Source organism: Spirillospora sp. CA-142024 (assembly GCF_050942325.1).
In the GTDB taxonomy this organism is placed as follows: Bacteria; Actinomycetota; Actinomycetes; order Streptosporangiales; family Streptosporangiaceae; genus Spirillospora.
Window position 1 is genome coordinate 6518108 of sequence record NZ_CP192077.1, and the last position, 22402, is coordinate 6540509.

A 22402-nucleotide genomic window follows, 5' to 3' on the forward strand; every position below is an offset into this window, starting at 1 on the left:
TTGCGATCCAATATGCTGACGGCCGAGGCCCGGGTCAAGAGCGATCCGGGCCCGCCGGGCGTGATCTATGTCGCGGGGGCGAGGACGACGTCGACGGTCAGGGCGGCGGGCGCGTCCTCCAGGGTGAGCTCGGCGATCCGCCCGGCCGCGGCCAGGTCCGGCCGCGCGATCCGCATGACCTCGGCACCGCGGACGACCGCGCGGGACACGTCGGCGCGCATCGACGCCTTCGCCTCCGACTTGGCCTTGCGGACCTGCCGGAGCGCCTCGCCCGTCGCCGTGAGGACCGCCGGGTCGCCGCCCCGCGGCAGCTCGGCGGCGGACGGCCAGGCCGCCGCGTGCACCGACCCGCGCCGCCACCACGACCAGACCTCCTCGGTCACGAACGGCAGGACGGGCGCGAACAGCCGCAGCAGGACCGACAGCGCCGTGCGCAGCGCCGCCCGCGCGGACTGCGCCTCCGGGCCGTCGCCGTAAGCGCGCGCCTTGACCAGTTCCAGGTAGTCGTCGCAGAACTCCCAGAAGAACCGCTCTGTGCGTTCCAGGGCGCGCGCGTAGTCGTAACCCTCGAAAGCCTCCGTCGCCTCGTCGACGACACCGGACAGCGCCGCCAGCATCGCCCGGTCCAGCGGCTCGGAGACCGCCGCGTCCACAGAGACCTCCCCCAGGCCCAGAACGAACTTCGAGGCGTTGAGGATCTTGATAGCGAGGCGGCGGCCGACCTTGATCTGGCCCGTGTCGAACGCCGTGTCGGTGCCGGGACGCCCGCTCGCCGACCAGTAGCGGACCGCGTCGGAGCCGTACTCGCGCAGCAGGTCGATCGGCGTGACGACGTTCCCCTTCGACTTCGACATCTTCTTGCGGTCCGGGTCGAGGATCCATCCGGACAGCGCGGTGCCCTTCCACGGCAGCGAGCCGTGTTCGAGATGCGAGCGGACGACCGTGGAGAACAGCCACGTCCGGATGATGTCGTGCGCCTGGGGACGCAGGTCGTAGGGGAAGACCCGGGCGAACAGGTCGGTGTCGTGCTCCCAGCCGCCCGCGATCTGCGGAGTCAGCGACGACGTCGCCCACGTGTCCATCACGTCGGGGTCGCCGGCGAAACCGCCCGGCCTGCCGCGCCGGTCCTCGGTGAAGCCCGGCGGGACGTCGGACGAGGGGTCGACCGGCAGCGCGTCCTCGGACGGGACGATCGGCTCGCCGTACACCGGCTCGCCGGAGTCGTCCAGCCGGTACCAGACCGGGATCGGCACGCCGAAGAACCGCTGCCGCGAGATCAGCCAGTCGCCGTTCAGGCCCTCGACCCAGTTCTCGTAGCGGGCCCGCATGTAGCCGGGGTGCCACGCCAGCTCACGACCGCGGGCGAGGAGCTCCGCGCGGACGCCCTCGTCACGGCCGCCGTTGCGGATGTACCACTGCCGGGTCGTGACGATCTCCAGGGGCTTGTTGCCCTTCTCGTAGAACTTCACCGGCCGGCTGATCTTGCGGGGCTCGCCGTCCAGGTCGCCGGACTCGCGCAGCAGTTCGACCACGCGCTCCTTGGCGGAGAAGACCGTCTTGCCGGCCAGCTCGCCGTAGGGCCGCGCGGGGACGCCCTGCGGCGGGTCGGCGGCGAGCCGGCCGTCCCAGTCGATGATCGCGCGGGTGGGGAGATTCAGCTCCCGCCACCACGTGACGTCCGTGATGTCGCCGAACGTGCAGATCATCGCGATGCCGGAGCCCTTGTCGGGCTCGGCCAGCCGGTGCGCGACGACCGGGACGTCCACGCCGAAGAGCGGCGTGCGGACGGTCGTCCCGACCAGCTCCCGGTACCGCTCGTCGTCGGGATGCGCGACGAGCGCGACGCACGCCGGCAGCAGTTCGGGCCGCGTCGTCTCGATGTAGACGGGACGCTCGTCGCCGTGGAAGCGGATCCGGTAGAACGCGCCGGGATGCTCGCGGTCCTCCAGTTCGGCCTGCGCGACGGCGGTGCGGAACGTGACGTCCCACAGTGTCGGCGCCTCGGAGACGTACGCCTCGCCCCGCGCCAGGTTCCGCAGGAAAGCGCGCTGGGACGCCGCCCGGGAGACATCCCCGATGGTCGTGTAGAGGTGGTTCCAGTCGACCGACAGGCCGACCTGGCGCCACATTTCCTCGAACGCCTTCTCATCGACCTCCGTGAGCCGTTCGCACAGTTCGATGAAGTTGCGCCGGGACACCGGGAGCTGCCGTTTCGGGTCCGGCTCGGCGGGCGGCTCATAGTCCGGGTCGTACGGAAGGGACGGGTCGCAGCGGACTCCGAAATGGTTCTGCACCCGGCGCTCGGTGGGCAGCCCGTTATCGTCCCAGCCCATCGGGTAGAAGACCGCCCGACCGCGCATGCGGTGGAACCGCGCGACGGTGTCGGTGTGGGTGTAGGAGAAGACGTGGCCGACGTGGAGGGACCCGCTCACGGTGGGCGGCGGGGTGTCGATCGAGTAGACCTCGGCGCGCGGCCGCGTCCGGTCGAAGCGGTAGACGCCCTTGTCCTCCCAGACGCGTACCCATTTGTCCTCCAGGCCGTCCAGGGAGGGCTTCGGAGGGACGTTCGGGATACGCGGCTGCTCTGTCATGAACCAATCGTATTGACATCCACCCAGGACGCATGCCGATTAACGGGGCTGGAGGACGGTGCCGACGCGCTATCACCTCCGCCGCCGGGGGCGGGCCGTTCCGGTAGCGTCGGAGACGACAGGACGAGTGGAGGACGAATATGGCGGACAAGGGCGACATCGGCTGGCGGGTGATGGCCGGCGCGGCGGCATTCGCGGGCGGCTTCGTCGCGAAGAAAGTGATCACGCTGGCCTGGAAGAAGAGCACCGGCAAGGAGCCGCCGACGAATCCCGAGTCCCCGGACGTCGCGCTGACGGAGGCGCTCGGATGGGCCGTGGTGATGGGCGTCGGCATGGAGATCGCGCGCCTGCTCGCCACCCGCGCCGCCGCCCGCCAGTGGGCCAAGGGCACCGGAGAGCTGCCGTCCCACCTCAAGGCGGACGTCTGACCCCGGCTCCGGCTAGGACGTGAGGCCGCGGGTGTCGTCGCCGGGAAGCCGCGGCGGGATGCCGGCGGCCTCACGCAGGTCGTTGCGGACCTTCGTCGCCAGGACCCGGGTCGCGGAGCGGTTGAGCGCCGCGCCCGCGGCGGCGCCGGTGAGGAAGGGGCCCATGGTGCCGAGGGTGCGGCCGAAGGTGCGGAGCATGCGCTTGCGCAGGGCGGACTTGGCGGCCGTCCCGAGAGCACTGGTGAGGGAGCCGGTCTCCAGGGGGTTGACACCGCGCTGCCGGGCCCAGGACGTCACGAACGCGGCACCGCGGGCGGTGCCGTTGCCCTGGACGCGCAAGCCGTACACCTCGTGCAGCTCGGCGATCATCTTGACCTCGATGGCCGCGACGACGAGCGTCTCGGCGGCGAGCTGGGCGGGCGCCGTGAGCAGGAGCGGCGGCGCCGCGAACTCCACCGCGGCGAGCGCGCCGCCGGCCGCGCCGACTGCGGTGGTGCCGTTGCCGGCCACCTTGACGATCCGGTCGGCGAGCTCCTCGCCCATCAGCCCGTGATGGTGCGCCTGCAGGGTCTCCAGGTCGCGGATCGGAATGTGCGGGGCGGCCTCCACGAGCAGGTCGGCGAGCCACCTGCCGCGCCCGACACCCGCGGCGCCCACTCTGCGGGCGCTCTGGCCGAGCAGTCTGGCCAGTCGCCCGAGCAGGCGGCCGCGGGTCTCGCGGTCCATGTCCTCGTCGGCGGTGAGCCGGCCGATCAGCTCACCGAGCTCCGTGGAGCCGTCGCCGGGCGCCGGCTCCACCTCGTCATCACGTTTCTCCAGATCTCCCGTCACCCCGCGGCCACTCCCGGTCAGGCGGCGCACTCGCGGCAGATCGGCCGGCCGTTCTTCTCGGTGGCCAGCTGGCTGCGGTGGTGCACCAGGAAGCAGCGCGTGCAGGTGAACTCGTCGGCCTGCCGCGGAACCACCCGGAAGGTGAGCTCCTCGTTCGACAGGTCGGCGCCGGGCAGCTCGGCGACCTCACCGGCGTCCAGGTCCTCGTCGATGATGCTGGCGGCCTTGTCGGCCCGCCGGGCCTGGAGCTCCTGGAGGCTGTCCTCGCTCAGGTCGTCGTCTGTCTTGCGTGGGCTGTCGTAGTCGGTCGCCATCTTCTATCTCCATCCCCCTCAGTGCTTTATGCGCCCCGTCGCGCGGATCTAACGCTCGGGGGACCGTTCTTGTGCCCGATCCGGGCCGGAAATTCTGTCACGGTTGGTGACCTGCGACACACGAGGCGCGACCGTTCCCACGAGTGACACCCATCACCCGGATCCTTCCTCGTACTGTGTCTTCCGTCACATACCCGGCGGATGTCACGGCCCTGGTCCGGGGGCCGGGACGCCTGCCGGGGATCCCGCGGCGGCGGGGATCATATCGGTCCCGGGGGCGTTCCGCGCGCCGACCGGCCCGGCGCGGCGGGACGGCCTGATCCGGCTACCGGAACACCGAACCAGACGCTTCGGTGAAACGTCTGAACTAACGCGATATCGTGCCCGCCTGAGGTTGGGGGGCGGGCCCCCTGCGGGGGCAGCCCGGCGATCGCCGGCGCGAGACCCCGGGGCGGGTCCCGCGCACAATGTCGCAGACATCACTGCGGGTCACTGGAGGGTCAGATGCCGGATGCCGCTCCGCTGGAGCCGGGCGATCCTAGGGCACTCGGACAGTACGAGGTCATCGGACGGCTGGGGGCCGGCGGTCAGGGCGCCGTCTTCCTGGGCAAGGCGCCCGGAGGAGAGTACGTCGCGGTCAAGCTGCTGCACGCGCAGATGGCCAACGATCCGGCCGCGCGTGCCCGGTTCACCCGCGAGGTGGCGGCGGCGCAGAAGGTCGAGCCCTTCTGCACGGCCCGGGTGCTGGAGGCCGACGTCCAGGGCGACCAGCCCTACGTCGTCAGCGAGTTCATCGACGGGCCCTCGCTGCACGACGTGGTCGCGCACGACGGGCCGCGCGGCGCCGCCGAGCTGGAACGGCTCGCGATCGGCACGGTGACCGCGCTCGCGGCCATCCACGAGGCCGGCATCGTGCACCGCGACTTCAAGCCGAACAACGTCATGCTGGCCTCGGACGGCCCGCGCGTCGTCGACTTCGGTATCGCCCGGACGGTCAACTCGCAGGAGAGCGCCGTCACCGCCACCGGCATGGTGGTGGGCACGCCCGGCTACCTGGCGCCCGAGCAGCTCACCGGCGCGCCGCTGACGCCGGCCGTGGACATCTTCGCCTGGGGCGCGACCATGGTGTTCGCCGCCACCGGGCAGTCGCCGTTCGAGGCCGACACGCTGCCGGTCATCATCAACCGGATCCTCAACGAGGAGCCCGACCTGTCCGCGCTGCCCGCGGGGCCGCTGCGCGACCTGGTCGGACGCTGCCTGTCCAAGGACGCGGGCCTGCGCCCGCCGGCCCCGCAGCTGCTGCTGAACCTCCTCGGCCACGTCGGCGCCGCGCCGGCCGGCCAGGGCGGCGGCCAGGAGGAACTGCTCAACCAGGGCACCCGGATCGCCTCGCAGCTTCCGCCGCCGCCCCCGGTGCCGCCGGCGCCGCGGCCCCAGCCGCAGCAGCAGCCGGTCACCCCGCCGCCCATGCCGCTGCACCAGGGCGGGATGGGCCCGGCCACGCCGCCGCCGCAGCCGATCACGCCGCCGCCGATGCCGATGTACCAGGGCGCGGCGATGCCGCCCCCGCCGCAGACGCAGCCGCGGGCGCCGATGCAGCAGCCGATCCCGCCGGGGCCGGGGTACGGGCCGCCGAAGCGGTCCAGCTCCGCCGGGCCGATCATCGCGATCGGCTGCGGCGCGCTGGCGCTGATCGTGATCCTTGTGGTCGTGGTGCTCGCCATCATCGGCGCCAACAGCGACGACGACCCGCCGACGCCTCCCTACACCCCGCCGAACACCTACACGCCGAGCGAGACGCCGACGACGTCGACGACCGGCGGGCTGCTCGGGAACTTCACGGGCACCGGGAACCAGCCGGGCGCCGGCGCCGGCCACACCTCGTTCAACGCCAAGTTCTCCCTGCTGTACTCCAGCGGCGTCGCGACCTACACCTACCCGTCCGGATCCCAGTCGACGTGCTACACGCGGCTCTCGCTGATCTCCGGTGACGAGAGCAGCTCGAAGGTCGAGTACCGGGAGACCCCCTTCGCGGGCATGGATCCGAAGGAGTGCGCGGCCGGCTACGTGACGTTCATTCCCTCGTCCGGCGTCTCGATGCGGTGGGAGTGGCGCACCGTCCAGTCCGACCCGAGCCCGACGGCGTACGGGACCGTGTCCAAGTCATGACGGACGTCGCCCCTCTCCGTGAGGGCGACCCGTCCCGGCTGGGCGCTTACCGGCTGACCGGCCTCCTCGGGGAGGGCGGTCAGGGTGCCGTCTACCTCGGGGAGGACGAGCCGGGCCACCGGGTCGCCGTGAAGCTGCTGCACGCGCGCTTCAGCGGCGACCCGAAGGCCAGGTCCCGGTTCGCGGCCGAGGTCGACGTCGCCAAGCGCGTGTCGGCGTTCTGCACGGCCCGCGTCCTGGACTCCGACGTCGAGGGCGACCGCCCGTACATCGTCAGCGAGTACATCGACGGCCCGCCGCTGTCGCAGGTGCTGTCCGCGGAGGGCCCTCGGCGGGGCGCCGACCTGGACCGGCTGGCGATCGGCACGATGACGGCGCTCGCCGCGATCCACCAGGCGGGGGTCGTGCACCGCGACTTCAAGCCCGCCAACGTGCTGCTCGCGCCGGACGGCCCGCGGGTGATCGACTTCGGCATCGCCCGGGCGCTGGACGCGACCGGGACGATGTCGAGCACGGCCGTCGGCACGCCCGCCTATATGGCGCCCGAGCAGATCTCCGGGTCGCGGGTCGGGCCGGCGGCGGACGTGTTCTCCTGGGGCGCGACGATGGTGTACGCGGCCACCGCGCGCCCGGCGTTCGGGCAGGACTCGATCCCCGCGGTCATGCACCGCATCCTCAACATGGCGCCGGATCTCGGCGCCCTTCCCGAGCCGCTGCGCGGGATCGTGGCGAACTGCCTCAGCAAGGACCCGGCGCTGCGTCCCGCGTCCCAGCAGGTCCTCGCGCACCTGCTGGAGCTGGCGGGGAGCCTGCCGCAGCCGGGCGCCCCGGAGGACGGCGAGGCCGCCGTGATGCTGACGCAGGGCGCCCAGACGGCGGCCATGGAGTCCGCACGGCTGCGCGCCCTGGGGGCGCCCTCGCCGTTTCCGCCCGGGCCGAACACGCCGCCGCAGATGCCCGGCGGGCCCGTGCCCGGCGTTCCGCTCCCGGGGCCTCCGCCTCCGGGCGGGAACATGCCCGGGATGGCGCCCGGGGCCGCGTGGTCCCCTCCCGTCCCGCCGCACAACGGAAACGGCGGGTCCACCTGGCCGTCCGGTCCGGGCGGCGGCCTCACCCACCCGGGCGGGACCGGAGGCAAGGGCGGTGGGCGGGGCATCGGGGTGCTCGCGAGCGTGGGCGGCGCCGGGCTGGCCGTGCTGACGCTCGCCGCCGCTCTGGCCTGGGTCCAGTTCCGCGGGAACGGCGAAGGCGACACGACCACCGCGCGCGGGCGGATCGGCGGGACGCTGCCGATGGCGATGTCCGCACCGACCACCACGGACGGCGAGATCGACCCGTCGCACGCCTACGGCGGCACCGAGCGGTTCCTCACCAAGCAGCTGTTCACCGGCCTCACCGAGGTCGGCCCCGACGGCGCCGCGCGCAACCGCCTCGCCACCGGGATCAAGCCGGACGCGGAATGCCGGCGCTGGACCATCACGATCAAGAGCGGCACGTCCTTCGGCAACGGCGAGCCCGTCGACGCGCAGGCGTTCGCCCGCGGCTGGGCGCGCAGCGCGGCGGCGAAGGACGGCCCTGCGTCCTACCTGATGAACGACATCGAGGGATACCCCTCGGCGCCGGACGACGGGACCGGAAATCTGCCGGGGGTCAAGGTGGTGTCGGGCACCGCCTTCGAGGTGAGCCTGACCCAGCCCAACTGCGACTTCGGGGCGCGGCTGTCGGAGCCGGTGTTCATGCCCGTACCGCGGGAGGCGGGCAGGGCGGACAACACGACGTTCAACACCCGTCCCGTCGGCAACGGGCCGTTCACGCTGAAGGACTACCGCAAGGACGCGTCGGTCTCGCTCGTCCGCAACGACTCCTGGGCGTTCGGCAAGGCCAAGCTGGACGGCGTCACCGTCATGCTCAGCAGCGACGACGCCAAGGGGCGCGCCGCGTACACGGCCGGCGAGGTGGACTGGTACACGGTGGGCACCGAGCTGCTGTCGTCGACTTCGAGGACCGGCCTCGTCTCCCGCCCCGTGCCGTTCACCAGGATGCTCGTCCCGATCACGGCCAGGGGCCCGATGAAGTCGCGGGAGGCGCGGGAGGCCGTCTCCTACGCCATCGACCGTGCCCAGCTCAGCGCGAGGCTCGGCGGCTTCTCCAAGCCGGCGCACGGGATCGTCCCGGTGCCGATCCCCGGGTTCGGCAAGCCCGGGCCCTGCCCGTCCTGCGACAAGACGGATCCGGACAAGGCGAAGACGCTCGCCACACAGGCCGGGCTCAAGACGGGCACGGCGATCCGGATCTACTTCCGGCAGTCGCCCGTCGACCAGCGCCTCGCCGAGGTCGTCAGCGCGCAACTGAAGTCGGTGCTCGGTCTGCAGGTCGAGATGAAGGCGTATCCGATCGCCGACTTCACGAAGTACCGCGACGAGGTCACCTCCGGCGACGCGTCCGGGCTGGCCTTCCTCCCCTACGGCCCCGACTACCCGGGGGCTTACACGATGCTGTGGCCGCTCCTGGGCGGCGGCTCGACGGGCAGCACGGACCCCTTCTACAACCTGGGCAAGTGGAAGAACGCCAGTTTCGACGGGCTGATGTCCGGCGCCCTCAAGAACACGTCGCCCGGCGGCCGCACCGTCGCGTTCCAGCAGGCCGAGAAGCTGGCGCTGAGCGACCTGGCCGTCATCCCGCTCCTGAACGACGGCCGTGTCGCCGCCGCCCGGCCCGGCAGGTACACCGGGCTCGGGATGGACTACGACGGCGACCCGACCGTGGCGACCGCCGCCCTCAAATAAGGGAGGCGGTCGCGGCCGGTCAGCCCGGCGGGAGGCGGACGGTGACGATCAGCCCGCCGCCCGGGCGCGGCGCCGCGTACACGGCGCCGCGGTGCGCCAGGACCACCGAGCGGACGATCGACAGGCCGAGGCCCGCGCCCTTGGACGACTCGACCCGGTCGGCGTTCAGCCGCCGGAACGGCTCGAACAGCCGCTCCACCTCGTAGGCGGGCACGACGGGACCGGTGTTCTCGACCTGGACGGTGGCGTAGCCCTCCAGCATGCCGGTGCGGATCCACAGCTCGCCGCCGTCTTCGGCGTTGTGCTTGATCGAGTTCTCGACGAGGTTGGAGACCAGGTGCTCCAGCAGGACCGGGTCGCCGAGCGCGGCCCCCGGAGTCAGCTCCGGGTGGACGGCCACGTCGTTGTCGTGGTCGCGGCGGGCGGACTGCTCCAGCACCGCCGCCGCCACCTCGGCCAGGTCGACCGGCGTGCGGGTGGTCAGCTCCCGCTCGCTGCGGGCCAGCAGCAGGAGCCCCTCGATGAGCCGCTCGTGCCGGGCGTTGGTCGCCAGCAGCGTCCGGCCGACGGCGCGCAGGTCGTCCGACACCTCGGGGTCGCCGAGCGCCACCTCCAGCAGCGTCCGGTTGATCGCGAGCGGGGTGCGCAGCTCGTGCGAGGCGTTCGCGACGAACCGGCGCTGCGAGTCGAACGCCTGGCCGAGCCGCTCCAGCATCGCGTCGAAGGTGTCGGCCAGCTCCTTGATCTCGTCGTCCGGGCCCTCCAGCGCGATCCGCTCGTGCAGGGTGCTCTCCGACAGCCGGCGCGCGGTGGTGGTGACCCGCTGCAGCGGGCCGAGCGCGCGGTCGGCGACGAACCAGCCGAGCACCAGGGTGATGACCCCCACCCCGCCGAGCGCGAGCAGCGACCGCCCGACCAGCTGCTTCATCGTCTGCTCGACGAACTGGCGCTGCAGCTCGGCCGCCTCCGAGTCGGAGATGCCGAAGCCGATCACCTTGACGTTGCCGAGGATGTTGGCCACCAGCACCGACATCACGAACAGCAGGAGCGCGCCGGCCATGAAGAACAGCAGCCCGTACAGGAGGGTGAGGCGCAGCCGCACGCTCATCCGGCCGGGCATCGTCCCGCGCCACATGCCCGTCGCGGCCGGGTACGGCTGCGGGACCTGCTGCGGGCCGGGGCGCCGCCACCGGCCGCTCCGCCGGGCCCCGCCCGCCTCGCCGTTGCTCGCGCCGTTGCTCGCGCCGTCGCCGGGGAGGGCCGTCGGCTGGGTCGCCTGGACGCCGTTCTCGCCCGTGGTGCCGGCGCCGGTGTCGCCGATCGCCGGTCCCGGCGCGGCCGCGTTCGCGTCCGGCCCGTCCGGGCGGTTCTGGGGTACGGATTCCTCGGTCACAGGCGGTATCCCACTCCGGGCACGGTCTCGATCACCGGGGGGTCGCCGAGCTTCTTGCGCAGCGTCATCATCGTGACCCGGACGACGTTGGTGAACGGGTCGATGTGCTCGTCCCATGCCTTCTCCAGGAGGTGCTCGGAGCTGACGACGGCTCCGTCCGCGCTGAGCAGCACCTCCAGCACCGCGAACTCCTTGCGGGTCAGCTCGACCGGGCGGCCGTCCCGGGCGACCTCGCGGCGGGCCGGGTCGAGGGTGATCCCGGCGCGCTCCAGGACGGGCGGCAGCGGCGCGGCGGCGCGCCGGCCGAGGGCCCGCACCCGGGCGATCAGCTCGGCGAACGCGAACGGCTTGGCCAGGTAGTCGTCGGCGCCGATGGACAGGCCCTCGACCCGGTCGTCCAGCTCACCGGCCGCCGTCAGCATGATGATCCGCGCCGGGTAGCGCAGGGCGACGAGCTGCTTGCAGACGTCGTCGCCGTGGACCTTGGGCAGGTCCCGGTCGAGCACGATCACGTCGTACTCGTTGACGCCGGCCCGCTCCAGCGCGCCCGCGCCGTCGTAGGCCACGTCCACGGCCAGCGTCTCCCTGCGCAGGCCGGTGGCGATCGCGTCGGCGAGCACACGCTCGTCCTCGACGACTAGAACACGCACAGGGTCCCCCTCCTCGCCGGGGCACGCCGCCCCGGGCTTCCTACATGCCCGCTTCACATATGCCATGGGAGCCGTAAGACGCCCGTAAGCAGCTGTTCCGCTCGTTGTACGCCTGGACCGGTACCTTGCGGACGCAAGAATCCGCGAAAATTGCATCGGTGGACAGGTTTATCTCCAGCCTAGGTCTGGGTAGGCCTGGGCAGGATCCGGGAGGAGGCCTATGGGCGAGTTGTCACGCATGATCCAGCAGCGGCTCGACGACGCGTACGCGTCGCTGCGGAGCGCCCACGCAGACGGCGACAGCTACCTGGCGGACATTCGCCAGGAGGAGATCAACGATCTGCGCCGGATCGCAGCGAACAACGACATCGGCGTCGAACCACCCCGCTGCGACTGACCCGCCTTATCGCGTGGCGCGACCCGAAACGGGGAGCCCGGGACCACTCCCGTCCCGGGCTCCCCGTTTCCCTTCAGTCTCTGGCCGGGTCCAGGGGCGCCAGGAGGTCGTGCAGGGCCTCGAAGGTGCCCGGTCCGGCGGCGATGGTCAGCTCCGGTCCCGGGGCCGTCCCGTGCAGGCCCTCGACGCGCCCGCCCGCCTCCTGGACGATCAGCCCGCCGGCGGCGATGTCCCACGCCTGGACGCCGCGCTCGTAGTAGGCGTCGGCCCGCCCGGCCGCGAGGGAGCACAGGTCCACGCAGCAGGAGCCGCCCCGCCTGATGTCGCGGATGTTCGGCAGCACCCCGGTGAGGACCTCCGCCTGCCGGGCCCGCCGTCCCGCCGCGTAGCCGAACCCGGTGGACACGAGCGCCCTGCCGAGCGGCACGTGCTCGTTCACGCGCAGCCGGCGCGTGCCGGACGCGGTGTGCTGGAAGGCGCCGCCGCCGCGCACCGCCGTGTACGACTCGCCGCGGCGCGGTATCCCGATGGCGCCGGCGACGACCTCGCCGTCCACCTCGGCGGCGATGCTGACCGCCCAGTCGGGCAGGTCGTAGAGGTAGTTCACGGTCCCGTCGATCGGGTCGACCACCCAGCGGACGCCGCTGCCCCCGGCCCGGGTGCCGCCCTCCTCGCCGAGGAAGCCGTCGTCGGGGCGGACCGCCCGGATCCGCTCGATGATCAGCTGCTCGGCGGCCCGGTCCATCTGGGTGACGACATCGGTCGGGGACGACTTGGTCTGGACGACGTCCGGGCCGTCCGCCGGGCGCTCGTCGATCAGCATCCGGCCGGCCTCGCGGACGGTCGCCGCGGCCAGTTCCAGCAGTTCCTCGTCCAGACTCATGAACTCTCTTCCAGAAGGTGGCGGGGCAGCGCGGCGAAGCGCGGGTCGGTTCCGGGCGTGGCGGCCCGCGCGAACGCGAGCCCGAGTTCGGCCGCCCGTCCCGCGGCCTCGACGTCGAGGTCGTACTTGACCTCCATGTGGTCGGAGACGAAGCCGATCGGCACGACCGCGACGGCGCGTACGCCTTCGCCGTGCAGTTTCTCCAGGTGGTCGGTGATCTGCGGTTCCAGCCACGGCTGGCTCGGAGGTCCGCTCCGGCTCTGGTAGACGAGATCCCACGACTCGCCGGAGGCCTTCCGCGCGACCGTCTCAGCGGCCTTCTCCAGCTCTGCGACGTACAGCTCGCGGTTGGGCTGGGAAAGCGGCACGCTGTGCGCGGTGAAGACCAGCCGCGCGCCGTCCGGGAGGCGGCTCAGCGCGTCCTTCGCCGCGTCCACGAACGGGTCGACGAAGCCGGGCCGGTCACAGTAGACGGGCAGCTTGTCGATCTCGGGAGCGCCCGGGACCTCTTCACGCGCACGCGCGATGTCGTTGAGGTACTGGTCGTTCGTGGAGTAACCGCTGTACGCGGACGTGACGAACGCGGCCGCGCGCCGGATCCCGTCCTCCTTCATCTGCCGGACGGTGTCGGCTAGGTACGGAGTCCAGTTCCGGTTGCCCCAGTACACGGGCAGGTCCACGCCGTGGGCCGCGAGGTCGGATTCGATCGCGGACTTGAGATCCCGGCACAGCTGGTTGATCGGGCTGACCCCGCCGAAGAGGTGGTAGTGCTCCCCGACCTTCTCCAGGCGTTCCCTGGGGATGTTCCGGCCGCGGGTGACGTTCTCCAGGAACGGGATCACGTCCTCGGGCCCCTCCGGCCCCCCGAAGGACAGCAGAAGCAACGCGTCGTAGGACGTCATGCCCCCATCCAACCAGCCCCCGCCCGCCGCCCGGTCAAGGGTCTAGTCGTAGCGGGCCTGGTAGGCCCGGGCCAGGTTGAGGACCTTCTGGACGTACCAGTCCGCGTGGTTGTAGCGCCATATCGCGGTGTAGAGCTGTTTGCCGCCTCTTCCCGCGCCGTTCGAGCACAGGTATTTGGCCGCTCCCGGGATGGCGTCGTAGGGGTTCATGATGTCGGCCTTGCCGTCCCTGTCGCCGTCCACACCGAACGACTTCCACGTCGAGGGCAGGAACTGCATCGGGCCGAGGGCGCCCGCGCTGGAGAGGCCGGCGTTGCGCCCGTGGTCGCTCTCGACCTGGCCGATCGCGGCGAGCACCGTCCAGGACAGGCCCGGGCAGCTGGTGGCCGCCTGCTTGTACAGGTCCAGATAACTTCCCGGACGGCCGCCGTCGGCGGGCGTCTGGTACTTGCCGTCGTGCAGGTTCAGCACGCTCGTGCCGGAGCCGAGGACCTTGCCGACGGCCTTCACGACCTTGGCCGGGCTCACCCCGGGCGCGTTGACGAGGAGCGCCACGTTGGGCACGAGGCCCATCTCGCCGCCGGACTTCCCGCTGACGAGCATGTCGATGCCGGGCAGGCCGAGGGGTCCGGAGCCGCCCATCGTCAGCCTCGGCATCGTCCGGCCCACCACCGGGTACTGGTAACCGCGAGTGAGCTGGAGCTGCTCCGCGGCGGCCGGCGACACCACGAACCGGTCCCCCGCCAGCGCCTCCCAGAGGCCGGTGTTCTTCGCCGTCCCGGGCGGCGTCCACGATCGGAAGGCCGACGGGTCCACGGCGAACGCGTTCACCTGGCGGCCCTGGAGCTGGACGGCGCCCCCGGCGACCGCCATCACGTCCTTGACCCGGCCGAGCCGGGCTATCCGCTTGATCTTGGCGGCGGGGATCGAGCCGGTGCCGACCGCGAGCACGTCCGGCGGCACGACGCGGCGCAGCGGCGCGACCTGGCCGCCGGTGGCCACGTTGACCGGATCGCCCGGCACGCTGGGCGGCGCCTCCTGCGGCGTGTCCGACGCCGCGGGCTCCGCCTTCTGCGTCGTCAGCGCCGCGTAGACGCCACCGGAGGTGCTGGCGACGGCGAGCACGGCGATGCCGCCGGCGAGGAACGGCAGCGCCCGGCCGCCCCGCCGCCTGCCCGGCCGCGTCCCGGTGCGCGGTGCTGAAGGAGGAGCCACACCATTTCCCAACGAGTATCGCTACGGACGGTTACCCTGCCGTGGTTACCGGATCGTACGGTATCGCCGGATCTGTGCCCCGTGCCCGGCCATCAAAAAACGTGAACTTTCCTCACGATCGAATCCTGAGTAGAGTCACCGCATGTCCCCCGTGACGAACCAGAAGTGGCAGAACTGGGCGGGAAACCAGCAGGCCACGCCGCGCCGCGTCGCGACACCGCGCACCGCCGGAGAGGTGGCAGCGGCCGTCCGGTCGGCCGCCGGCGACGGCCTCACGGTCCGCATGACCGGCACAGGACACTCCTTCACCGGCGCCGCCGTCGCCGAGGGCGTCCTGCTCCGTCCCACCGCGCTCACCGCGGTCCGCTCCGTGGACACGGCGAGCGGGCTCGTCACCGTCGAGGCGGGGCTCCCGCTGCACGCGCTCAACCGCGTCCTGGACGAGCACGGTCTCGCGCTGGCCAACATGGGCGACATCCAGGAGCAGACCGTCGCGGGCGCCCTGCAGACCGCCACTCACGGCACCGGACGCGACGCCGCCGGGCTCGTCTCCCAAGTCGCCGCCCTGGAACTCGTCCTGGCGGACGGCACGATCGTCACGTGCTCGCGGGAAGAACGTCCCGACCTGTTCGACGCGGCCCGCGCGGGACTCGGCGCGCTCGGCATCGTCACCGCCATCACCTGGCAGACCGTCCCGGCGTTCGTCCTGCGTGCGCAGGAGGAGCCGATGAAGTGGGACGAGGTCCTCGCGCGCGTGGACGAGTTCGACGCCGCCAACGAGCACTTCGAGTTCTACTGGTTCCCGCACACCGAGGGCTGCCTGACCAAGCGCAACAACCGCGTCGAGGGTCCCACCCAGCCGCTGTCCACGTTCAGGCACTGGCTGGACGACAGGTTCCTGTCCAACACGGTCTTCGAAGCCGTCAACAAGGTCACCCACCTGGCCCCGGCCACGACGCCCTTCGTGAACGGCATCTCCGCCAAGGCGCTCGGTGCCCGCAGCTACAGCGACACCTCGTACAAGGTCTTCACCAGCCCGCGAACGGTCCGCTTCAAGGAGCAGGAGTACGCGATCCCGCGCGAGGAACTCGTCCCCGCGTTGCGTGAGCTCCGCTCCCTGTTCGTCAAGAGGGACTGGCGGATCAGCTTCCCCATCGAGGTCCGGCTGCTCCCCCGTGAGGACGCGTGGCTGTCCATGGCGCACGGGCGCCAGAGCGCGTTCATCGCCGTGCACGTGTATCACCGCGACCCGCACGACGACTACTTCCGCGGCGTCGAGGAACTCCTGACCACGCTCGGCGGCCGCCCCCACTGGGGCAAGCTGCACACCCGCGACGCCGAGTATCTGGAGAAGGCGTATCCGAGGTTCGGCGACTTTCTCGCCCTGCGCGACCGGCTCGACCCGGACCGCCGCTTCGCCAACCCGTACACGAGGCAGGTCTTCGGCGAGTAGGGGCCCGCAGCGTCAAGCACGGCGGCCCCGTTCCACCCCCCGAGGCACGGTGTGGAAAAGGATGCACAAGAATCGGGCAGGGCGACCCCTCGCCGGTCGCGACACCGGCAAGCTTGGGCAGGTGCCCCCTTCGACCTCGTGAAGGGGGCTTCGAGAGCGGCGATGTTCGGACATGCCGGGTACGGTGCTGGCAGCAGGTGTGTCCGAAAGAGAGACTCGGGAACCCGGGGGAAGGGCACGCATGCGCCCTCGGTGGGCATCGGACGGCCGACCGTTGAGAGCACGGTCGGTGCGGTCCGGCGTCCTCCGTGCCATATGGACAGGGCAGGAAGGACACGCATGCAGGAGCTGCGCCTCGTCGCGGTCAGCGAGGACGGTACGTACCTCGTCCTGGCCACCGCGGGCCGAGGCACCCGGTTCACCCTGCCCGTCGACGACCGGCTCCGCGCCGCGGTCCGTGGGCACTTCTCCCGCCTCGGCCAGTTCGAGATCGAAGTGGAGAGTCCCTTGCGCCCCAAGGAGATCCAGGCCCGCATCCGGTCCGGGGAGACCGCGGAGGAGATCGCCGAGTCGGCGGGCATCCCGGTCGAACGGGTCCGCTGGTTCGAGGGCCCGGTCCTGCAGGAACGCGAATACATGGCCCAGCAGGCGCAGCGCGTCGCCGTCCGCCGCCCCGGCGATTCCACCCCGGGCCCGCCGCTCGGCGAGACCGTCGAGGAACGCCTCGGCCGCGGCGGCGTCGACCTCGAAGAGGTCGAGTGGGACTCCTGGAAGTGCGAGGACAACACCTGGCGCGTCCGGCTGTCCTTCTTCGAGGGCGGCCGCCCGCACGCCGCCGAGTGGACCTTCGACCCGCGCCGCCGGCACGTCTCCCCGCTGGACGAGATCGCCGCCCGGCTCACCGCCGTCGAATGGGACGACGACGCCCTCTCCGACACCGTGACCCCGCTCGTTCCGCGCCGTCCCGCCATGAAGGTCGTCTCCAGCGACCGCGACGTGCCCGCCCGCGGCCTCCCCGCCGAGCCCGAGCAGCCCGGCGCCCCCGGGCCGCTCCGCGCCGCGGAGCCCCGCGAGTACCTCGTCGACCGCGGCCGCATGGCCGACCCCCGCCCCGCCTTCCGCGAGGCGTCCGAGGCCGCCCCCCTGCGCGAGGCCGCCCAGCCCCGCGCGACCGACCTTCCTCGGGAGACGGGCGCGCCCGGTGCGGGCACCGAGGGACGCGCGACCGCCCCGGCGAGTGTGCCCCGCCCCAGTGAGCCCCACGCCTCCGAAGCCGCCCGACCCGGCGGCACATCCGAGCCGCGCGAGACCGCTCAGCTCCGCGAAGCCGCACAGCCGCGCAGCGCGCCACCGGCACGCGACGCGTCCCGGACGCAGGAGAACGCACAGCAGCGCGAGGTGGCCAGAGGGCACGAGACGGCGCAGTCCCACGAGGGCTCCCAGCCGCGCGAAGACGCGCAGTCCCGCGCTGCCGTGGAGCTGCGCGACACGTCCGAACCACGCGACGTGGAACCGCACGAGGCCGCGGAGGCGTCCGAGGCATCGCAGGAGCTGGACGGGTTCCCGGCAGGCGAAGCCGCACAGCCGCGCAATGCGTCACAAGCACGCGACGATGCGCAAGAGGGCGACGCCTCCGACGCACACGAAACCTCTCGGCTTCGCGACACCTCCCAGGCATATGACGCGGCGGAGGTTCGCGATGCGGCGCGGGAAAGCGGCCGTATCCAGGTGGGCGAGGCCACAGAAGTCAGCGGTGCCGCTCATCCCGGAGAGATGACCGATTCCGACGAGGCCGCAGAGGCACCTGGCACGCCGTCGGAGCAGGAGACCGGCGAGGTCCGCGAGAGCCGGCGCGAGACCGCCCAAGCGGTCGGTGCCGGCGAACCGGTCGAGACGGTGCAGGAGGCTGAGGCGCCGCAGGCCGTCGATGCGGACGAGGTCGCCGGCGAGGAGAGCGGGCCGGCCGAGTCCGACGCGGAGCTCCCGGCGGCGGCCGCCACCCGGCCGGAGGCCGAAGCCGGCGGCCCGCGCCCCGACGAGGGGACGGAGGCCGCCGCGGACTCCGGTGCCGGTGCGCCGGCCGGCCCGCGGGAGCCGGGCGAGGGCAGGCCGGCGGCTCAGCGGCAGGCGCCGCGCCCGCCGGCCAAGAAGAAGCCGGCGAGCCGTCCGGCCATGCCCGCCGCTCAGGACAAGCCCGCCACCGGCTCGCCCGCGGCGGCGAGCGGGGAACCGGCGGCTCCGCAGCGGCCGGCGCGGCGGCGCAAGGCGAAGGGCAAGCGCGCTTCCGTCCCGTCCTGGGACGAGATCATGTTCGGCGCCCGGCGTCCCGAATAGCCGCGGACTCCGGGGCGGGCGGGCCGTCCAGGAACGGCGTCAGCCAGTCGGGGGTGATGGCGGTGGCGAGGGCCACCGCGTCCTCCTCGGACATGTCCGCCGCCGGGTAGCCGCCGTCGCCCGCGCCGACGGCGGCGAAGAGGGTGGCCAGGCCGAGCCTCCGCTGGAAGAGGGTCCGGCGGATCCGCCAGCCGACGATGGCGCTGTGCTCGACGACGACCTGCCGGCGTCGCAGCGAACCGGAGCGGACGCTCAGGCGCTCCCCGTCGGTGGCGTGGCCCAGCTGGCGGTAGCGGTCCAGCCCGAGCGGGACCGCCAGGACGGCGAAGGCCGCGAACACGTAGGCGACCAAGGGCTGGCCCGCGATGATCGCCAGGACCGCGATGCCGGCCGGGGGCGCCACCGCACGCGCGACGCGGCGGCTCCGCGCGGCCCGCGGGTGAGCGGTCAGCGGCCCCGGCACGTTGCCCGCGACGCGCGCGGCGAGGGCCTCGGCGACCGCGCGGGGTGAGGCGGGCAGGAGACGGCCGCGATGAGCCGCGTCCCCGAGACCGGTGATGAGCGCGCCGAGACGGGTGACGCCCGCCATCCGCTCGAAGGGGTTGTCGGTGAGTTCGACGCCGCGCAGCCGGCGGCGTTCGAGGGAGACGCTCCGGCGGGTGACGAGCCCGCGCTCGGCGACGACGGAGCCGTCCCGCTCGTGGACGGTGAAGTCCCAGTTGAAGAGGGTGAAGGCGATCACCGACATGACCGGCATGGCGACCAGCGTCAGGATGACCAGCGCGAGGACCAGCGCGGTGGGCAGGCCCACGACGTCGTGGCCGAGGTTCTCCACCCGTTCCCTCGTGATGAGGCCGAGGTCGTCGCCGAGGTTGTAGACCGTCCCTAGGAGGCTGCCCGCCAGCGCGAAGGGCGTCAGCAGGTAGGCGCCGCTGAGCGGGGCGTACACGTACCAGCGTCGCCGCATGCGCCCGAGGACGCGCTGCGGCGGAGCGGGCGCGTCCCGGGTGAGCAGGACGCGGCGGAGCCGCTCGGCCTCGTGGCGGGAGACCGCGTTGAGTTCGCCCTCCCCTCCGTCCGCGCCGGCGTCGATGTGGACGATCGCCAGCCCGAGCAGCCTGTGCGGAAGGGAGGAACTGATGTCCACACCCCGGATCCGGTCGCGCGGGATGCTCTTGACCGACCGTCCTATGAGCGCGCGCCGCAGTTCTATGCGGTCGTCATGGAGGACGTAGGTGAACGTCACCCAGTTGGCGACGTGGAAGAGCAGCCCGAAGGCCAGCCCCACGAGCGTGAAGTAGAACGCCGTGGACATCCCGCCGACGAGAAGGCCCGTGGCGCCGGCGGCGAGCAGGGCGACGAGTTCCCGGACGGCGCCGACGACGAACGTGAGGGGATGCAGCCGGAGGTTCACGTGGCGTCGTCGCGGAGGTCGTGCGCACGGTGCGCGAGGTCTTCGGCGAGGCGGGTCGCGACGTCCACGGGCAGGCCGGACACCTCCGAGGAGCCGGTGTGGGAGGCCGTGTTGACCTCGATGGTGGCGAGACCCAGCATCCGCTCGATCCAGCCCTGCTTGCTGTCGACGGTCTGGATGCGCCCCACGGGCACCAGCAGCCACTCGCGGCTGAACCAGCCCGTCCGGGTGTAGACGACGTCGGCGCTGACCTCCCAGCGGTGGACGCGGTAACGCCACACGGGCGCGACGGTCACCATCAGCAGTCCCGCGATGCCGACGACGTAGGGCAGCCAGCCGACCCGGCCGGTCAGCCAGCCGGGCAGCGCGTCCCAGCCGGAGTCGCCGACCCAGGCGGCCACGCCGAGGGAGAGACCGAACGCGAGCCCCCACACCAGCAGGTATTCGATCACCCAATGCGCGATGGCGCGGGGCGAGACACGGTGTGCGGGCGGCCGCAGACGCGGCGGGTGCGGCCCCCCGCCGTCCAGCTGGCGACTGCGCCGCACCGACGTCACACCGCGAGTTTAGAACGCCGCGGGCCCTCCCCCGCCGCCACGCGGGCCGGGACCGGCCGGAACCGGCGGCACGATCGCGGGACCGCCGGCGTTTTGTCAGTGGCGGCTGCGATGGTGGGAACGCGTCTCTCGTCCCCGGCGGCGCAGTGCCGAGGGCGGCGGAAAAACTGGATGCGCATCGCCCGGACACCGCATATTTTGGCTGGTTCCTCGGTCAGAGGGACACAGACGTCCGGCACCGAGTACCTAGGAGATCACATGACCTACGCGATCCAGGCCGACGGCCTGGAGAAGCGCTTCGGTGAGACCCAGGCGCTGGCCGGGGTCTCCCTCACCGCCGACCCCGGAACGGTTCTCGGCGTCCTCGGGCCCAACGGCGCGGGCAAGACGACCATGACCCGGATCCTCGCCACGCTGATCGAGCCGACCGGCGGCACCGCCCGGGTCGGCGGGTTCGACGTGGTGAAGGACGCGCACAAGGTGCGCCAGCTGATCGGCCTGACCGGCCAGTACGCCGGGGTCGACGAGATGCTCACCGGCACCGAGAACCTCGTCCTCATCGGACGGCTGCTCGGGATCTCCCGCGGCGCCTCCAAGGCGCGGGCCGCCGAACTGCTCGAACGGTTCCAGCTCACCGAGGCCGCCGAGCGCGCGGCCAAGACGTACTCGGGCGGCATGCGGCGCCGTCTCGACCTGGCGGCGAGCCTCGTCGGACGTCCGCAGATCCTGTTCCTGGACGAGCCGACCACGGGCCTCGACCCGCGCAGCCGCAACGGCCTCTGGGACATCGTCCGCGGCCTGACCGACGACGGCGTCACCGTCCTGCTCACCACGCAGTACCTGGAGGAGGCCGACCAGCTGGCCGACGACATCATCGTCATCGACCGCGGCCAGGCCATCGCGCACGGCACGTCCGACGTGCTGAAGGCGCAGGTCGGCGGGCAGGTGCTGGAGGTCAGGCCGGTCAACGCCACGGACGTGCAGACCGTCGCGAAGATCGTCGGCGAGCTCGCCGAGGCCGTCCCGGAGGTCCGCGACGACCTGGTCAGCGCGCCCATCACCGACCCGCAGCTGATGCCCGCCGTGGTCCGCCGCCTCGACGACGCGGGCGTCGCCGTCGGCGAGCTGTCGCTGCGCAAGTCCAGCCTGGACGAGGTGTTCTTCGCCCTCACCGGCCACCACACCGACGACATCGACGCCGAGGCGGACGAACTCGCCCAGGCGGCCGACAAGGAAGAGGCGTCCGCATGACCACCGCGACGTTCGCACCGGAGGGCCTGTCCAAGCGGATCGCCCCGGCCACGGCCGTGCGCAACACGATCACGCTGGCCTGGCGCAATCTGGTGCAGATCAAGCACAACCCGATGGAGCTGCTGGACCTGTCCATCCAGCCCATCATGTTCGTGCTGCTGTTCGCCTACGTGTTCGGCCCGGCGATGACCGGCAGCGTCGAGAAGTACCTGCCGGTCGTCATCCCCGGCATCATCGCGCAGAACGCGCTGTTCGCCGGGATGAGCACCGGTTTCGGGCTGAACACCGACATCACCAAGGGCGTGTTCGACCGGTTCCGCAGCCTGCCGATCGCGCGCAGCGCCCCGCTCGCCGGGCGGATCATCGCCGACACCGTCAAGCAGGCGTGGTCGATGATGATCCTGCTGCTGGTCGGGTTCGCCATCGGCTTCCGGATCGAGACGAACGTGCTGGCGCTGCTGACCGCGTTCATCCTCCTGCTGACCTTCGCGATCCTGTTCTCCTGGACGTCGGTCTTCATCGCGATGAAGGTCAGCGAGCCGGAGAAGGTGCAGATCTTCGGCTTCGTGGTGATCTTCCCGCTGAGCTTCCTCAGCACGGCGTTCATCCCGAACACCCGGGGCATCCCCGGCTGGCTGGCCTTCGTCATGGACAACAGCCCCGTCACCCAGCTGGTGGAGGCGATGCGCGGCCTGCTGGTCGGCGGCCCCGTCCTCGAACACGCCGCGGTCGCGCTGGCCTGGGGCGTCGGCATCTCCCTGGTGTTCGCCCCCCTCTCCCTCCGCGCCTTCAAACAGCGGGCGTGATCTCCCAGCAGGGCGTCGGGGCGACCCC

18 protein-coding genes are annotated in these 22402 nt (G+C 72.2%); 8 read left to right on the forward strand and 10 right to left on the reverse strand.

The genetic code is table 11. From position 1 onward, the window contains the following. Positions 1-65: 65 nt before the first annotated feature. On the reverse strand, positions 66-2591 hold the full coding sequence (gene valS / locus ACQPZP_RS30885; RefSeq protein WP_433473232.1) for a valine--tRNA ligase: 2526 nt from the start codon (positions 2589-2591) through the stop codon (positions 66-68). Between the two features lie 140 nt (positions 2592-2731). Between valS and ACQPZP_RS30890 the strand changes: the two genes are divergently transcribed. After that, positions 2732-3019: a DUF4235 domain-containing protein gene (locus ACQPZP_RS30890; RefSeq protein ID WP_433462894.1), complete on the forward strand. Its 288-nt coding sequence runs from the start codon at positions 2732-2734 to the stop codon at positions 3017-3019. A gap of 12 nt (positions 3020-3031) precedes the next feature. On the opposite strand, the gene ACQPZP_RS30895 is transcribed toward ACQPZP_RS30890, so the two are convergent. Both ACQPZP_RS30895 and ACQPZP_RS30900 read right to left on the reverse strand, forming a co-directional pair. Next, a complete protein-coding gene (locus tag ACQPZP_RS30895) occupies positions 3032-3850 on the reverse strand; it encodes a hypothetical protein (protein ID WP_433473233.1) in 819 nt (272 codons plus the stop codon). 17 nt (positions 3851-3867) lie between these two features. Continuing rightward, the gene (locus ACQPZP_RS30900) at positions 3868-4164 is read right to left on the reverse strand and encodes a DUF4193 domain-containing protein (RefSeq protein WP_021593594.1); all 297 of its coding nucleotides are present in this window, start codon (positions 4162-4164) and stop codon (positions 3868-3870) included. Between the two features lie 504 nt (positions 4165-4668). Between ACQPZP_RS30900 and ACQPZP_RS30905 the strand changes: the two genes are divergently transcribed. Beyond that, positions 4669-6333, forward strand: a complete 1665-nt coding sequence (locus tag ACQPZP_RS30905) for a serine/threonine protein kinase (protein WP_433473234.1) — start codon at positions 4669-4671, stop codon at positions 6331-6333. Continuing rightward, a complete protein-coding gene (locus tag ACQPZP_RS30910; RefSeq protein WP_433473235.1) occupies positions 6330-9119 on the forward strand; it encodes an ABC transporter substrate-binding protein in 2790 nt (929 codons plus the stop codon). The genes ACQPZP_RS30905 and ACQPZP_RS30910 overlap by 4 nt, the downstream gene beginning before the upstream one ends. A gap of 19 nt (positions 9120-9138) precedes the next feature. Here the strand turns inward: ACQPZP_RS30910 and ACQPZP_RS30915 are convergent, their stop codons facing one another. After that, positions 9139-10512 (reverse strand): sensor histidine kinase, encoded by a 1374-nt coding sequence (locus ACQPZP_RS30915; protein ID WP_433473236.1) that lies wholly within the window; start codon positions 10510-10512, stop codon positions 9139-9141. Next, positions 10509-11162: a response regulator transcription factor gene (locus ACQPZP_RS30920; RefSeq protein ID WP_433473237.1), complete on the reverse strand. Its 654-nt coding sequence runs from the start codon at positions 11160-11162 to the stop codon at positions 10509-10511. The genes ACQPZP_RS30915 and ACQPZP_RS30920 overlap by 4 nt, the downstream gene beginning before the upstream one ends. Positions 11163-11382: 220 nt before the next feature. On the opposite strand from ACQPZP_RS30920, the gene ACQPZP_RS30925 reads away from it, so the two are divergent. Next, positions 11383-11559: a hypothetical protein gene (locus tag ACQPZP_RS30925; RefSeq protein WP_433473238.1), complete on the forward strand. Its 177-nt coding sequence runs from the start codon at positions 11383-11385 to the stop codon at positions 11557-11559. A 73-nt stretch (positions 11560-11632) separates the two neighbouring features. On the opposite strand, the gene ACQPZP_RS30930 is transcribed toward ACQPZP_RS30925, so the two are convergent. From ACQPZP_RS30930 to ACQPZP_RS30940, 3 genes are read right to left on the reverse strand one after another with little or no spacing between them, the layout of a single operon-like run. Continuing rightward, complete coding sequence (locus ACQPZP_RS30930; protein WP_433473239.1) at positions 11633-12442, reverse strand: inositol monophosphatase family protein; 810 nt, start codon at positions 12440-12442, stop codon at positions 11633-11635. Continuing rightward, positions 12439-13344, reverse strand: a complete 906-nt coding sequence (locus tag ACQPZP_RS30935) for a ferrochelatase (protein WP_433473240.1) — start codon at positions 13342-13344, stop codon at positions 12439-12441. Before ACQPZP_RS30935 ends, ACQPZP_RS30930 begins: the two co-directional genes overlap by 4 nt. A 42-nt stretch (positions 13345-13386) precedes the next feature. Continuing rightward, a complete protein-coding gene (locus tag ACQPZP_RS30940; RefSeq protein WP_433473241.1) occupies positions 13387-14559 on the reverse strand; it encodes a lytic transglycosylase domain-containing protein in 1173 nt (390 codons plus the stop codon). Positions 14560-14701: 142 nt separating this feature from the next. On the opposite strand from ACQPZP_RS30940, the gene ACQPZP_RS30945 reads away from it, so the two are divergent. Then, positions 14702-16012, forward strand: a complete 1311-nt coding sequence (locus tag ACQPZP_RS30945) for a D-arabinono-1,4-lactone oxidase (RefSeq protein ID WP_433473242.1) — start codon at positions 14702-14704, stop codon at positions 16010-16012. Positions 16013-16351: 339 nt separating this feature from the next. After that, complete coding sequence (gene sepH, locus ACQPZP_RS30950; RefSeq protein ID WP_433473243.1) at positions 16352-18346, forward strand: septation protein SepH; 1995 nt, start codon at positions 16352-16354, stop codon at positions 18344-18346. Here the strand turns inward: sepH and ACQPZP_RS30955 are convergent. Beyond that, positions 18318-19760 (reverse strand): PH domain-containing protein, encoded by a 1443-nt coding sequence (locus ACQPZP_RS30955; RefSeq protein WP_433473244.1) that lies wholly within the window; start codon positions 19758-19760, stop codon positions 18318-18320. The two genes, sepH and ACQPZP_RS30955, sit on opposite strands and share 29 nt — an antisense overlap. Continuing rightward, complete coding sequence (locus ACQPZP_RS30960; protein WP_433473245.1) at positions 19757-20317, reverse strand: PH domain-containing protein; 561 nt, start codon at positions 20315-20317, stop codon at positions 19757-19759. The genes ACQPZP_RS30955 and ACQPZP_RS30960 overlap by 4 nt, the downstream gene beginning before the upstream one ends. Positions 20318-20575: 258 nt before the next feature. On the opposite strand from ACQPZP_RS30960, the gene ACQPZP_RS30965 reads away from it, so the two are divergent. Together ACQPZP_RS30965 and ACQPZP_RS30970 are read left to right on the forward strand one after the other, a co-directional pair. Next, positions 20576-21568: an ATP-binding cassette domain-containing protein gene (locus tag ACQPZP_RS30965; RefSeq protein ID WP_433473246.1), complete on the forward strand. Its 993-nt coding sequence runs from the start codon at positions 20576-20578 to the stop codon at positions 21566-21568. Further along, on the forward strand, positions 21565-22374 hold the full coding sequence (locus ACQPZP_RS30970; RefSeq protein ID WP_433473247.1) for an ABC transporter permease: 810 nt from the start codon (positions 21565-21567) through the stop codon (positions 22372-22374). Before ACQPZP_RS30965 ends, ACQPZP_RS30970 begins: the two co-directional genes overlap by 4 nt. Positions 22375-22402: the final 28 nt, after the last annotated feature.